This is a genomic window from Streptomyces sp. PA03-1a (genome assembly GCF_033792805.1).
Taxonomy (GTDB): Bacteria; Actinomycetota; Actinomycetes; order Streptomycetales; family Streptomycetaceae; genus Actinacidiphila.
The window spans coordinates 23,887-37,585 of sequence record NZ_JARAVO010000027.1 but is presented as its reverse complement, the minus strand read 5'-3'; the positions used below and the strand labels follow the sequence as shown (position 1 = coordinate 37,585).

General features: G+C 70.5%; 12 protein-coding genes. 9 read left to right on the top strand and 3 right to left on the bottom strand.

The features are described from left to right. Positions 1-64 precede the first annotated feature (64 nt). A complete protein-coding gene (locus PV341_RS08590) occupies positions 65-253 on the bottom strand; it encodes a hypothetical protein (RefSeq protein ID WP_500325619.1) in 189 nt (62 codons plus the stop codon). A gap of 746 nt (positions 254-999) precedes the next feature. Here PV341_RS08590 and PV341_RS08585 point away from each other — a divergent pair. The 9 genes from PV341_RS08585 to PV341_RS08545 all read left to right on the top strand — a co-directional run bounded on the left by PV341_RS08585 (position 1,000) and on the right by PV341_RS08545 (position 11,670). Further along, positions 1,000-4,296 carry a sensor histidine kinase gene (locus PV341_RS08585; protein ID WP_500357264.1) on the top strand — a complete coding sequence of 1,099 codons (3,297 nt, stop codon included), beginning with the start codon at positions 1,000-1,002 and terminating at the stop codon, positions 4,294-4,296. 9 nt (positions 4,297-4,305) lie between these two features. Beyond that, a complete protein-coding gene (locus tag PV341_RS08580; RefSeq protein WP_018562063.1) occupies positions 4,306-4,719 on the top strand; it encodes a roadblock/LC7 domain-containing protein in 414 nt (137 codons plus the stop codon). Between the two features lie 79 nt (positions 4,720-4,798). Beyond that, the gene (locus PV341_RS08575) at positions 4,799-5,206 is read left to right on the top strand and encodes a DUF742 domain-containing protein (protein ID WP_361792631.1); all 408 of its coding nucleotides are present in this window, start codon (positions 4,799-4,801) and stop codon (positions 5,204-5,206) included. Then, positions 5,187-5,795: a GTP-binding protein gene (locus PV341_RS08570; protein WP_078620110.1), complete on the top strand. Its 609-nt coding sequence runs from the start codon at positions 5,187-5,189 to the stop codon at positions 5,793-5,795. The genes PV341_RS08575 and PV341_RS08570 overlap by 20 nt, the downstream gene beginning before the upstream one ends. Before the next feature lie 462 nt (positions 5,796-6,257). Further along, complete coding sequence (locus tag PV341_RS08565) at positions 6,258-9,341, top strand: sensor histidine kinase (RefSeq protein ID WP_500325856.1); 3,084 nt, start codon at positions 6,258-6,260, stop codon at positions 9,339-9,341. A 9-nt stretch (positions 9,342-9,350) separates the two neighbouring features. Further along, positions 9,351-9,764 carry a roadblock/LC7 domain-containing protein gene (locus PV341_RS08560; protein ID WP_018562059.1) on the top strand — a complete coding sequence of 138 codons (414 nt, stop codon included), beginning with the start codon at positions 9,351-9,353 and terminating at the stop codon, positions 9,762-9,764. Positions 9,765-9,835: 71 nt separating this feature from the next. Continuing rightward, on the top strand, positions 9,836-10,375 hold the full coding sequence (locus PV341_RS08555) for a DUF742 domain-containing protein (protein WP_500325615.1): 540 nt from the start codon (positions 9,836-9,838) through the stop codon (positions 10,373-10,375). Continuing rightward, on the top strand, positions 10,356-10,934 hold the full coding sequence (locus PV341_RS08550; protein ID WP_089224993.1) for a GTP-binding protein: 579 nt from the start codon (positions 10,356-10,358) through the stop codon (positions 10,932-10,934). The genes PV341_RS08555 and PV341_RS08550 overlap by 20 nt, the downstream gene beginning before the upstream one ends. 154 nt (positions 10,935-11,088) lie before the next feature. Continuing rightward, a complete protein-coding gene (locus PV341_RS08545; protein ID WP_500325613.1) occupies positions 11,089-11,670 on the top strand; it encodes an SUKH-4 family immunity protein in 582 nt (193 codons plus the stop codon). Positions 11,671-11,743: 73 nt separating this feature from the next. On the opposite strand, the gene PV341_RS08540 is transcribed toward PV341_RS08545, so the two are convergent. Next, on the bottom strand, positions 11,744-11,962 hold the full coding sequence (locus tag PV341_RS08540) for an acyl-CoA carboxylase epsilon subunit (RefSeq protein ID WP_089224994.1): 219 nt from the start codon (positions 11,960-11,962) through the stop codon (positions 11,744-11,746). Between the two features lie 16 nt (positions 11,963-11,978). After that, complete coding sequence (locus PV341_RS08535) at positions 11,979-13,601, bottom strand: acyl-CoA carboxylase subunit beta (RefSeq protein WP_500325611.1); 1,623 nt, start codon at positions 13,599-13,601, stop codon at positions 11,979-11,981. Between the last annotated feature and the right edge of the window lie 98 nt (positions 13,602-13,699).

Sequence of the window (13,699 nt, the reverse complement as noted above, 5' to 3'; positions counted from 1 at the left end):
GCCGGAGACTGACGCTCCAGGTTATCCCGGGGGTGGCTCCCGGACCCGCCCGCCGAGCCGCGCCTCAGGCGGTCGGCAGCTCCGTCAGGACGGTGCGGCGGGGGTTGGCGGTCTGCCGGGGCAGCACGACGGCTTCCGCGTCCTCGACGGCCGGAGCGACCTCTGCGGTCCGCGTGTCCTCGGCGTCCGCCAGGTGCGCGAGGGTGGTGCGGCGCGGGTTGGCTATGGGTCGCATGATCATGGTCGTCTTCATGGGCCGGTCAGAACCTCGTGTTGTTACCGGGCGCCCGGGCAGGCGCGGTTGACGTAGTACACGGCTGTGTCAAACGTCAATCTATCGGCGCCCATTCCCCGATCTGGATGACCAATACAACTGACGGTCTGTGATTTTGCTCACGAACGCGGGGACAAGCAGGGCGAATCGGTCGGCCGCCCGATACCAGCGAAACCGACATCACGGCCCATCCGGACTCTTCACCCCCGGTTGGCAGCAGCCGGGCACCGGCCGACGGGCCCCAACACCCCTGGAGAAAGCCCGGATTGCCGGGAGACATCCGAAAGGCCACCGACACCGTGTGATCCACCGGACGCACTGAGTCACGTATTCCACTCGAAACCTGTCGGCCCTTGTTGGACGTGCGGCACTGTGCTGGAATTCCCCGGACCGCCGTATCAACAGATGCCGGCGCGCAGGGGGGAGCGTGCGATCGCCGAGCGGCGGCGGCCAATGGGTATCCGCCGGGGAGGGCGGGACTCCGAAGACTCGACACCGTCCTGCCGCCCGTGCGGGGGACGCCTGGTCCAGAGGTTGCGACGCTAGTGCAGGGACGTTTCAAGAGGGATGGCGGCGCTGCGGGCGACCCGGAACAGCGCGGTGGGACCGATCACGGTCCCGCCCGCCGGGATGAAACCGCAGACGCCGGAACCGCGGGCGCACAGAGCAGCGCCACGCCGGGAAGCGGTGTGCGCACCGGCCCGAAGCACGGCTCCCGAATAGCCATGCGCAACTGGCGCATCAGCACTCGTCTGGTGTCGCTGCTCGCGCTGCCGGTGGTCGCCGCGACCACCCTGGGTGCGCTCCGCATCCAGAGCTCGCTGGAGAACGTGCAGCAGCTGGAGGCCATGACCTCGCTGACCGACCTCACGGAGCAGGCGACCAAGCTCGCCGCCGCGCTCCAGGAGGAGCGAGACGTCTCGGCCGGCCCGCTGTCCAGCACGCCCCGCGACGATGGCGACGACAACATCGTGGCCGCGCAGGCGAAGACCAAGCTGGCGCGCACGGCGTTCGTCAGCGCCGCCAACGAGGTCTCCCCGGACCTCACGGGCGTCAACGCCTCGCTGACCTCGATCAGCCGCCAGCTCGGCACCCTGCAGGCCATCCGCGAGCGTGCGTACGACCAGCCCGGCTACATCGCGCAGACGGTCAGCGAGTACGACGAGCTCATCCGCTCGCTCATCGACCTCTCCCAGGAGATGGCCGAGGCGACCGGTAACTCGGACATGATCTCCAGCACCCGCGCGCTGGCGGCGTTCTCGTCCGCCAAGGAGTACGACTCCATGCAGCGGGCCATCATCAGCGCCGCCCTGGCCGACAACCAGACCCTCAGCTCCAACGACTTCCGCTACCTGCAGGGCGTCCACCGCTCCGAGGGCACGGAACTCAAGCAGTTCAGCCAGATCTACGGCCGGACGAACGCCGAGGAGCTCCTCAAGGGCCTCAACGGCGGCAACGACATCGTCAACAAGGTCGGTGAGCAGGCCGACCGCATCGCGGCCTCCGAGTCGAGCATCCAGAACTTCCAGGGCAAGTACCTGGACTGGGACGACGACGCCAAGACCAAGATCCAGCTCATGGGCCAGATCGAGCAGACCCTGCTGCAGCAGATGCAGCAGAAGGCCCTGACGCTGCGCGACGAGGCCCAGCAAGAGGCGATCATCAGCGGTGCGCTGATCCTCCTCGTGCTCGGCATCTCGGTCGTCGGCGCCTTCGTCGTCGCCCGGTCCATGGTCCGCTCGCTGCGCCGGCTGCAGGACACCGCCCAGGAAGTCGCCCAGAAGCGACTGCCCGAGCTGGTCAAGCAGCTCTCCGAGTCCGACCCGCAGGACGTCGACACCTCGGTCGAGTCGATCGGCATCCACACCCGCGACGAAATCGGCCAGGTGGCCCGCGCGTTCGACGAGGTCCACCGCGAGGCGGTCCGACTCGCCGCCGAGCAGGCGCTGCTGCGAGGGAACGTCAACGCGATGTTCACCAACCTCTCGCGCCGCAGCCAGGGCCTGATCCAGCGTCAGCTGAGCCTGATCTCCGAACTGGAGTCCCGCGAGGCCGACCCGGACCAGCTGTCCAACCTCTTCAAGCTCGACCACCTCGCGACCCGTATGCGCCGGAACGGCGAAAACCTCCTCGTCCTCGCGGGCGAGGAGCCCGGCCGCCGCTGGACCCGCCCGGTCCCGCTGGTCGACGTCCTCCGCGCCGCCGCATCCGAGGTGGAGCAGTACGAGCGCATCGAGCTCACCTCGGTGCCGGCGGTCGAGGTCACCGGCCGCGTCGTCAACGACCTCGTCCACCTGCTCGCAGAGCTGCTGGAGAACGCGACCTCGTTCTCCTCCCCGCAGACCAAGGTGCGGGTCACTGGTCACGCGCTGCCCGACGGCCGCGTGCTGATCGAGATCCACGACACCGGCATCGGTCTGTCCCCGGAGGACCTCGCCGACATCAACGAGCGGCTCGCCAATCCGCCGACGGTGGACGTCTCCGTCTCCCGCCGCATGGGTCTGTTCGTGGTCGGCCGCCTGTCCCTGCGGCACGGCATCCGGATCCAGCTCCGTCCGTCCGACTCGGGCGGCACCACCGCGCTCGTCATGCTGCCGGTGGACGTCACCCAGGGTGGCGCCAAGCCCCAGCCCGGCGCGGGCAACCGCGGTCAGCAGCCGGGCGGTGCCCCCGCCGCGGCTCCGGGCGCTCCCGCGCCGGCCATGGGTGGCGGCGGCGGTACCGGCCTCGCCGGCATGCACCGCGGTGGGCAGCGCGGCCAGGTGTCCGGTTCCGCGTCGCGCCCGGCCCTCAACTCCGGTCCCGGCATGGGCCCGCAGGGCGGCCGTCCGGCCGGCCCCGGTGCTCCGGCGGCGCCCGGGCCGCAGCGCTCGGGCCCGAGCTGGGCCAACGAGCAGGTCCCCGGTGGCCAGGGCAGGCCGCAGCAGCAGCAGCAGCCGCAGCGACCGGCCGCTCCCCCGCAGCGTCCGGCGGCGCCGCAGCCGATGGGCGCGGCCCACGGCCCCGAGGCCGACATGCCGCGCGGTCACGAGGACCTGGAGTCCACGGCGCAGTTCGAGCGCCCGGACTTCAACGCCATGCCGCACACCGCACCGGCGTACGGCGGCCCCCAGACCCAGCAGATACCGCAGATGCCGCAGCACGGCGGCCAGCCCCAGCAGATGCCCCAGATGCCGCAGCACGGTGGCCAGGCCCCGCAGCAGCAGGGCCAGTTCACCCGCAGCGATGTCTTCCAGCGCCCCGCGGCACCCCACGTGCAGCAGGCGCCGCAGACCCCGCCGGCCGCCCCGGCGGCGCCCCAGGGACCGCGCCACTCCGGCGGGTACGCCCAGGGACCCGGCGCCGCCCATCAGCAGCGTCCCGCGGCCCCGCAGGCCGACCGGCAGCCGCTGCCGGCCGTCAACGAGCCGATGGCGCTGCCTCCGGCCCCCGTTCGCCACGACGAGCCGAGCCCGATCTTCGACTCGCTCGAGTCGGACTGGTTCCGCACCGGTCGCGCCGAGCGCATGCAGCAGGTGCACGTCGAGCGGGGCCCGGTCGGCCCGCAGCAGAACGGCAACGGCCCGGGCGCCGCAGCGCCCACCCGGCCGCCGCAGCGCCCGCAGCAGCCCGCCCCGCAGCAGCACCCGCAACAGCCGCAGCGGGCCCGCGCCGAGCACGCGGCGCCGCCTTCGCAGCCTGCGCACCCGCCGCAGCCCTCGCAGCCCCCGCGGCGCGACTCGGCGGCGTGGCGGTCCTCGCCGAACGACGAGGTGTGGGAGCGCGCGGGCCAGGTCCGCCAGCCGTCCGCGGGCGGGGTCACCCCCTCCGGGCTGCCGCGGCGGGTCCCCAAGGCCAACCTCGTCCCGGGAGCCGGTGCTCCCCAACAAGCCCCACAGGGCGGTCCGCAGGTTTCCCGGGCCCCCGACGACGTGCGCGGACGCCTGACCAACCTCCGTCGCGGTATCCAGCAGGGTCGCCAGGCCGGTACGGGAACGACCGACGGCCGCGGCTTTGGCACCACTCACCAGCAGGAGCGTTAGTTGAGTCAGATGAGCCAGGCGGCACAGAATCTGAACTGGTTGATCACCAACTTCGTGGACAACACCCCCGGGGTGTCCCACACCGTGGTGGTATCCGCCGACGGCCTGCTGCTGGCCATGTCCGAGGGTTTCCCCCGTGACCGCGCCGACCAGTTGGCGGCCGTCGCCTCCGGCCTCACCTCGCTGACCGCGGGCGCGTCCCGCATCTTCGAGGGCGGCAGCGTCAACCAGACCGTCGTGGAGATGGAGCGCGGCTTCCTCCTCCTGATGTCGGTCTCGGACGGATCCTCGCTGGCCGTACTGGCGCACCCCGAGTGCGACATCGGCCTCGTGGGCTACGAGATGGCCCTGCTCGTCGACCGAGCGGGCGCCGTTCTCACCCCCGACCTGCGCGCAGAACTCCAAGGCAGCCTGATGGGCTGAGCTCCTCCCCGGAGCCCGGCCGAATGCACGCCCCATGACTACTCGCGACACGCGTCCGCTCTTACCCGGAGGACCATTCATGACCCCGCCGCCCGCCTCGCCCGGCCCGTACGGCGCGCCCCACCATGCGCCGTACGGGGGCGAAGGCGACCAGCCGCTGGTGCGGCCGTACGCCATGACCGGTGGTCGCACCCGGCCGCGCTACCAGCTCGCCATCGAGGCACTGGTCAGCACCTCCGCGGACCCGAGTGCCTACCAGGGGCTGCTCCCCGAACACCAGCGCATCTGCCACCTGTGCATGGAGATCAAGTCGGTCGCCGAGATCTCCGCACTGCTGGGGATCCCGCTGGGGGTGGCCCGGATTCTGGTGGCCGACCTGGCTGAGGCCGGTATGGTCGCCATCCACCAGCCGAGCAGCGGCGAGGCCGGCGGACAGCCTGATGTGACACTGCTCGAAAGGGTGCTCAGTGGACTTCGCAAGCTCTAGGCCGGGGCAGCAGGCGGCGTACGGTGCGCCGCCCGCGGCCCGGTCCACCACCTCGGCGAAGATCGTGGTGGCGGGTGGCTTCGGCGTGGGCAAGACCACGTTCGTCGGGGCGGTCTCGGAGATCAACCCGCTCCGTACGGAGGCCGTGATGACCTCGGCATCCGCGGGCGTGGACGATCTGACGCACGTGGCCGACAAGACCACGACGACCGTGGCGATGGACTTCGGTCGTATCACGCTCGACGACGACCTGATCCTGTACCTGTTCGGTACGCCGGGCCAGGACCGCTTCTGGTTCATGTGGGACGACCTGGTCCGCGGTGCCATCGGCGCCGTCGTCCTGGTCGACACCCGCCGGCTGGCCGACTGCTTCCCGGCCGTCGACTACTTCGAGAACAGCGGTCTGCCGTTCGTCATCGCCCTCAACGGCTTCGACGGCCACCAGCCGTACACGCCCGACGAGGTCCGGGAAGCGCTGCAGATCGGCCCGGACGCCCCCATCATCATCACGGACGCCCGGCACCGCGCCGAGGCGAAGAGCGCGCTGATCACGCTCGTCGAACACGCGCTGCTCGCTCGTCTCAAGTAAGCATTTCAGCTTGCCACTTCGCGTATGGACCGGCTGTGTCTTTTGACATGGCCGGTCCTTCTGTTCATAACGTTTCGACCGCGAATCGGAACAACCCGAACACCGCCCGCGCCCAGTCGGCTTCACTGCGCATACATCTACCCAGTGAATTGCCACCGCTTTACGCTTATGCCCGTTTTAACCGGCGCGTGATCATGGCTTCGCAGTCCTCGCCGGACGTTTGTGGAGCACCCCCATGACGTGCTGGAATTCATCGAAACCCGAGAGTAGGAACGGCGCCGCCCGCGCCGTCGCCGAGAGGTTGTTGGTCGAGTGAGGAACACGAGGCGAGCAGAGCCGGGTCCCGCGGACCACCCGCGTGGCAATTTCACCCCGCCTGCGCGATACGGCACGGCCCAGGCCGCTGCCCCCGAGGCGGCCACCGCGCCCGAGCCGGTGACGAGCCCGGGCAGCCGCTTCGCCATGCGCAACTGGCGGGTGGCCACCCGTCTGAACGTCATCCTCCTCATCCCGGTGATGGTCGCCCTGGTCTTCGGCGGCTTCCGGGTGCAGAGCTCGGTGCAGACCTGGCAGGACGCCGACGACGCGGTGCGGACCGCCAACGCCGTGCGCGCCGCAGTGGACTACGCCAACGCCGTGCTGAACGAACGTGACCTCAGCGTTGTTCCCCTGCTGGCCGGCGACACCGAGAACAAGGACGTCGTCGCGACCCGCGCGGCCACCGACCAGGCGGCCGCGAAGTTCGACGCCGCCGTCGCCGAGCTGCCCGTGAGCGACCGGCTGCAGCGCCGCGTGGCGAACATCCGCGAGGGCGAGAAGGTCCTGGCGAAGCTGCGTGACACGGCCTTCACCCGGCAGCTCCCGGGCGTGCAGACCGAGGAGAAGTACGTCGAGGTCCAGCACCCGCTGATGGAGCTCGCGAACGAGCTGGGCTTCGGCACCAACAGCATCGCCTCCTACGGCCGCACCCTCTACGCGCTCGAACTGACCAAGGCCGCCGAGTCGCTGACCCGCTCCATCGGCACCCACCTGCTCGTCGAGGACCGCGACAAGCTCGTCGACGGCGAGCTGAAGCTCCAGCTGACCGCCTTCACCTCGTACGCCTACCTCCAGCAGGTCGCTCTGGAGGAGTACCGGGGCGGTGGCACCGACGCGGACTACCAGCGACTGCTGGACGCGCAGGACGCGGCCCTGGAGAAGGGCAAGGAGCAGGTCGCCCAGGCCGCCCAGGCGGCCAAGCAGGCCGGCCAGCCCTTCAAGGCTCCGCCGAGCCTGGAGAACATGATCAAGCTGATCGCCTCCGGTCAGAGCACCGAGCAGCTCAAGGCCCAGGGCGTGACCGCGGAGAGCTGGTTCGGCGCGACCACCCTCGCCTTCGACGCCTACAAGAGCGTCGAGCAGCACCTGGCCAACCAGGCGTACAACGACTCGAGCGACATCGCCGACAGTGCCCGCATCGAAGCGATCGTCAACTCCGCCATCGTGCTCGTCGCGCTGATCATCGCCTTCATCGTGGCCGCCATGGTGGCCCGTTCGATGAGCAACAGCATGCGACGGCTGCGCACCGCGGCCTTCGAGGTCGCCGAGCAGCGCCTGCCGGCCCTGGTCGACCAGCTCTCCCGCACCGATCCGGGCAAGGTCGACACCCGCGTCCAGACGATCCCGATCACCTCGAACGACGAGATCGGCGAGGTCGCCCGCGCCTTCGACCAGATCCACCGCGAGGCCGTACGGCTCGCCGCCGAGCAGGCCCTGCTCCGTGGCAACGTCAACGCGATCTTCACCAACCTCTCCCGCCGCAACCAGGGCCTCATCCAGCGCCAGCTGACGCTGATCACGGACCTGGAGAACAACGAGGCGGACCCGGACCAGCTGGAGAACCTCTTCAAGCTGGACCACCTGGCGACCCGCATGCGCCGCAACGGCGAGAACCTCCTGGTCCTCGCCGGCGAGGAGCCCGGCCGCCGCTGGAACCAGCCGGTCCCGCTGGTCGACGTGCTCCGCGCCGCGGCCTCCGAGGTGGAGGCGTACGAGCGCATCGAACTGGTCGGCATCCCCGAGACCGAGATCCACGGCACCGCCGTCACCGACCTCGTGCACCTGCTGGCCGAGCTGCTGGAGAACGCCACCACGTTCTCCTCGCCCCAGACCAAGGTGCGGGTCACCGCGACCCGGCTTCCTGACGGCCGCGTCATGGTCGAGATCCACGACAAGGGCATCGGCCTCACCGCCGAGGACTTCGCGGACATCAACCACAAGCTGGCCGAACCGCCGACCGTCGACGCGTCGATCTCCAAGCGCATGGGCCTGTTCGTGGTCGGCCGTCTCGCCGACCGGCACGGCATCCGCGTCCAGCTGCGCCCGTCCGGCGAGCAGGCCGGCACCACCTCGCTGGTCATGCTCCCCGAGCCGATCACCCACGGTGGCGGCGGCGAGGAGATGCCGCTGGAGGACGACTTCACCGTGTCCCGGATCGTGCCGGAGCTCGAGACCCCGCAGTTCGCCGCCTACGGACCGACCGCCGCGGAGCTCGGCTTCGACGACTCGCGCTACGAGCGCGCCGAGGCCCCGGCCGACACCCGCTCGCTCGACCCGGTCGGCCGCTCGCTCATGCGTGACCAGCGCCGTGCCCAGCTCGAGGCCGCGGCCGGCGACCGTGCCCCGGAGCAACTGCCGTTCGAGGGCGACGCCCGGGAACCGGGCTACCAGGAGACCGGCGCCGAGGCCGCGTTCCAGGACAACGGCTTCCAGGACAACGGCTTCCCGGCGAACGGCTTCGACCAGCAGGGCTACCAGGAGCCGCAGGGCCAGCCGTTCCAGGAGCAGCACGGCTACGACGCGCAGCCCGGGTTCCAGGAGCCGGTGTACACCGAAGGCGGCTACGCCGAGCAGGGGTACGCCGCTGCGCAGAACGGCTACGCCCAGGACGACTGGCAGCAGCAGAACGGGTACGCCCAGGAACAGTGGACGGCGACGCCGGGCGGCGAACTGCCGCAGACGGCCCAGCCGCAGGGTTTCCCGGCCCAGGCGACGGCCGATTCCGCCACAGCCACCCCCTTCGAAGCCCCGGAGCGCGTAGGCTTCGACCGACCGGCTCCGGCCACCGGCCCGCTGCAGTCCTCGGTGACCGACGCGGGGCTGCCGCGCCGCGACCGCGGATGGCAGCAGTCCGGACAGGCGGCCCCGGCGCAGCCGGAGCCCCAGTCGGCGGACGGCTTCCCGGCGCAGCCGGCGCCCTCCGTACCCGCGTCGGACGGGGAGTCGGAGTGGCGCTCCACGAACGACGACAACTGGCAGCGGGCCGAACAGGCCCGCAAGCCCAAGGCGGGCGGGGTCACCCCCTCCGGCCTGCCCCGACGGGTCCCCAAGGCCAACCTGGTCCCGGGTACCGCACAGCAGACTCCGCAGGGCGGACCGATGGTCTCCCGTGCACCCGAGGACGTCCGTGGCCGCCTGAGCAATCTGCGGCGCGGTGTCCAGCAGGGACGCACTGCGGGAACTGACACGAACGGCCAGGGCTTCGGCCCCAAGCACCAGGAGCGTTAGTTGAGTCCGATGAGCCAGGCGGCACAGAACCTGAACTGGTTGATCACCAGTTTCGTGGACCAGACCCCAGGGGTCTCCCATACGGTTGTGGTCTCTGCCGACGGTCTGCTGCTGGCGATGTCCGAAGGCTTCCCGCGGGACCGTGCGGACCAGTTGGCCGCGGTGGCCTCCGGTCTGACCTCGCTGACCGCGGGTGCCTCGCGCATCTTCGAGGGCGGGCACGTGAACCAGACCGTCGTGGAGATGGAGCGCGGCTTCCTCTTCATCATGTCCGTCTCGGACGGTTCCTCGCTGGCCGTGCTGGCGCACCCGGAGTGCGACATCGGCCTCGTGGGCTACGAGATGGCCCTGCTGGTCGACCGCGCGGGCAACGTGCTCACGCCCGATCTGCGTGCGGAATTGCAGGGCAGCCTGCTCAACTAACGGACAGGCATGCGGGCGCGTCTGGAGACCCGTAGGGTTTTCAGACGCGCTACCCAGCTGGAGGAGGAACCGTGGCAACGCCCCCAGGCGGAGATCAGTACGGCAATCACCAACAGCAGCCGCCCTTCAAGCGGTTCGACTTCCCCTCGGCACCCAGCCAGGACCCAGGTCCCGGCCCCACGCCGTCGCACCGGCAGCCGAGGATCCAGCCGTACGAACCCCCGCAGGCGCCACCGCCTCGGACAGCGCAGACCGGGCGTTCCAAGCCGCCGTCCGGTCTGGTACGTCCCTACGCCATGACCGGTGGCCGCACCCGGCCGCGCTACCAGCTCGCCATCGAGGCACTGGTCAGCACGACCGCCGACCCGGTCCAGCTGCGGGGCCAGTTGCCGGAGCACCAGCGGATCTGCATCCTCTGCCGGGAGATCAAGTCGGTCGCGGAGATCTCCGCGCTCCTCTCCATCCCCCTCGGCGTCGCCCGAATCCTCGTCGCCGACCTGGCGGAGGCCGGGCTCGTCGCCATTCACCAGCCCGGTGGCGACGATGCCTCGGGCGGACAGCCAGACGTGACACTGCTCGAAAGGGTGCTCAGTGGACTTCGCAAGCTCTAGCGGTCCAGCTCGCTCAACCACCTCGGCGAAGATCGTGGTGGCGGGCGGCTTCGGCGTGGGCAAGACCACGTTCGTCGGTGCCGTATCGGAGATCAACCCGCTGCGTACCGAAGCCGTGATGACCTCCGCCTCCGCGGGGATCGACGATCTGACGCACGCGCCGGACAAGACCACGACGACCGTGGCGATGGACTTCGGCCGTATCACCCTGGACGAGGACCTGATCCTCTACCTGTTCGGCACGCCGGGCCAGGACCGCTTCTGGTTCATGTGGGACGACCTGGTGCGCGGCGCCATCGGCGCGGTCGTCCTGGTGGACACCCGCCGGCTGGCGGACTGCTTCCCGGCCGTCGACTACTTCGAGAACAGCGGTCTGCCGTTCGTCATCGCCCTCAACGGCTTCGACGGCCACCAGCCGTACAACCCCGAGGAAGTCCGCGAGGCCCTCCAGATCGGTCCCGAGGCCCCCATCATCATCACGGACGCCCGGCACCGCGCCGAGGCGAAGAGCGCGCTGATCACGCTGGTCGAACACGCGCTGATGGCGCGGCTGCGGTAGCGGTTCCCGCTTCCCGTACGACGCGAAAGGCCCCGCACGGCATGTGCGGGGCCTTCGCGTCGGGCCGGACCACAGGAGGACCGTTGCCCACACCCTTCGAACCGGACGACCCGGCGCACCTCGGCATCCCCGGAGGCCTGGGGTGATCGCCCCCGTGACGGCCGCTTCCCTTGCCGAGGTCTTCGCCCCGGAGCAGATCGTGCGCGTCCACGCCACGGGGCACCGTGCCACGGGGCAGGACGCAGGGCTCACGCACGGGCCCACCCGCGGCTTCCTGGCGGACGTGGGCCTGCCGGTGGCCGACGGTGTGCTCTTCGAGCTCCGGAAGGACCTCTCGGGCGGGCCGACGCCGCTGCGGGACGCGTCCCTCGTCGAGGACCTGACGGACTACGAGGGGTTCTCCCCCGGCGTCCACCGGTGGCTGCACCTGGGCCGGGCCCTCCACGCCGAGGTGGCCCTCGACGGCGGCACCGGAAGGGTGCACGTGGTCGACCACGAGGTGCGCAGGATCGAGTGGATCCACACCGACGTCTCGTCGATGGTCCACGGGATGTGCCTGCTGCAGCTCAGGCGCCCGGACTACGACCCTCCCGGCGTGTTCCCCGAGATCGACGACCTCATCCGTATCGCCGAGGAGATCCGCGACGCCCTGACCGCCGTCGATCCCGTCCCGTTCGGCACGGGCGACGGGCTGTGGGAGGCCGTCTTCGACGACATCGCGGGCGGCATGTGGTGAGGACGTCCCCGTACGACGACGGCGGCGCGGCACCCGCGATGGGGGTGCCGCGCCGCCGTTCGGAGCCGGAGGGTCAGCTGCGCCAGCTGTGCGGCGCGCTGAAGCCGGACTGCCGCTCGAGGCGGCGCCAGCCGGCCGTGGAGCGGGGCTTGACGTAGTCGGTCGCGTCCTGGCCCTGGGCCGCGGCGCGGGCGAGCAGGACAGCGGTGAGTGCGGCCAGTTCCTCGTCGCTGGCGTGGCCGCGCTCCACGCGCACGAGCGCGGCGGAGGTGCTGTCGGCAGGAGTGCTCACGGGGTTCGTCTCTCCCTTACTGGGGCGGGTTGCCGTGCTTGCGGGACGGCAGGTCGGCGTGCTTGGTGCGCAGCATCGCGAGCGAGCGGATGAGGACCTCGCGCGTCTCGGCGGGGTCGATCACGTCGTCCACCAGGCCGCGTTCGGCGGCGTAGTAGGGGTGCATCAGCTCGGACTTGTACTCCTTCACCATGCGGGCGCGCATGGCGTCGGGGTCGTCGGCCTCGGCGATCTGGCGCCGGAAGATCACGTTGGCGGCGCCTTCGGCGCCCATGACGGCGATCTCGTTGGTCGGCCAGGCGTAGGTGAGGTCGGCGCCGATCGACTGGCTGTCCATGACGATGTAGGCACCTCCGTACGCCTTCCGCAGGATCAGCGAGATCCGCGGCACGGTCGCGTTGCAGTACGCGTACAGCAGCTTGGCGCCGTGCCGGATGATGCCACCGTGCTCCTGGTCGACGCCGGGCAGGAAGCCGGGGACGTCCAGGAGGGTGATGAGCGGGATGTTGAAGGCGTCGCACATCTGGACGAAGCGCGCAGCCTTCTCGCTGGCCTCGATGTCGAGGACGCCGGCGAGGGAGGCGGGCTGGTTGGCGATGATGCCGACGACCTGGCCGTCGAGGCGGGCCAGGGCCACGATGATGTTGGTCGCCCAGCGCTCGTGGATCTCCAGGTACTCGCCGTCGTCGACGAGCTCCTCGATGACCTGGTGCATGTCGTACGAGCGGTTGCCGTCGGCGGGGACGATGTCCAGCAGGACGTCGCCGCGCCGATCGGCCGGGTCCGCAGCGGGGACCGACGGGGGGTTCTCGCGGTTGTTCTGCGGCAGCATCGACAGCAGGTAGCGGACCTCCTCCAGGCAGGTCTGCTCGTCGTCGTACGCGAAGTGCGAGACACCGGAGACCTCGGAGTGGACGTCGGCGCCGCCGAGCCCGTTCTGGGAGATCTTCTCGCCGGTGACGGCCTGGACCACGTCCGGGCCGGTGATGAACATCTGAGAGGTCTCCCGGACCATGAACACGAAGTCGGTCAGGGCCGGGGAGTACGCGGCGCCGCCGGCGCAGGGGCCGAGCATCACGGAGATCTGCGGGATCACACCGGAGGCACGGGTGTTGCGCTGGAAGATGCCGCCGTAGCCGGCGAGCGCCGAGACGCCCTCCTGGATGCGGGCGCCGGCACCGTCGTTGAGCGAGACCAGCGGGGCGCCGGCCGAAATGGCCATGTCCATGATCTTGTGGATCTTGCTGGCGTGGGCCTCGCCCAGCGCGCCGCCGAAGATCCGGAAGTCGTGGGCGTACACGAAGACGGTCCGCCCGTGGACGGTGCCCCAGCCGGTGATGACCCCGTCGGTGTAGGGCTTCTTCGCCTCCAGGCCGAACCCGCTGGCGCGGTGCCGGCGCAGCGGCTCCACCTCGTTGAAGGAGCCCTCGTCGAGCAGCAGGTCGATGCGCTCGCGCGCGGTGAGCTTGCCCTTGGCCTTCTGGGCCTGGGTCGCCTTCTCGCTGGGGCCGAGCCGGACCTGCTCGCGGATGGCGTGCAGTTCCGCGACGCGCCCGCGGGCGTCGTTCGCCGGCTGCGCGGCCTCTTCGGCCCCTTCGGCCTCGGCGGGCTGGGTCGGCACCTCGTCCAAAACGCTCATGACATCGACCATACGAGCGGAGGGCCGTCATAATCGGCGTCGACTTCGTACAGTGTCCGGACCCGCTTCATGGAGCATCTGGACAGAACCAACACAAG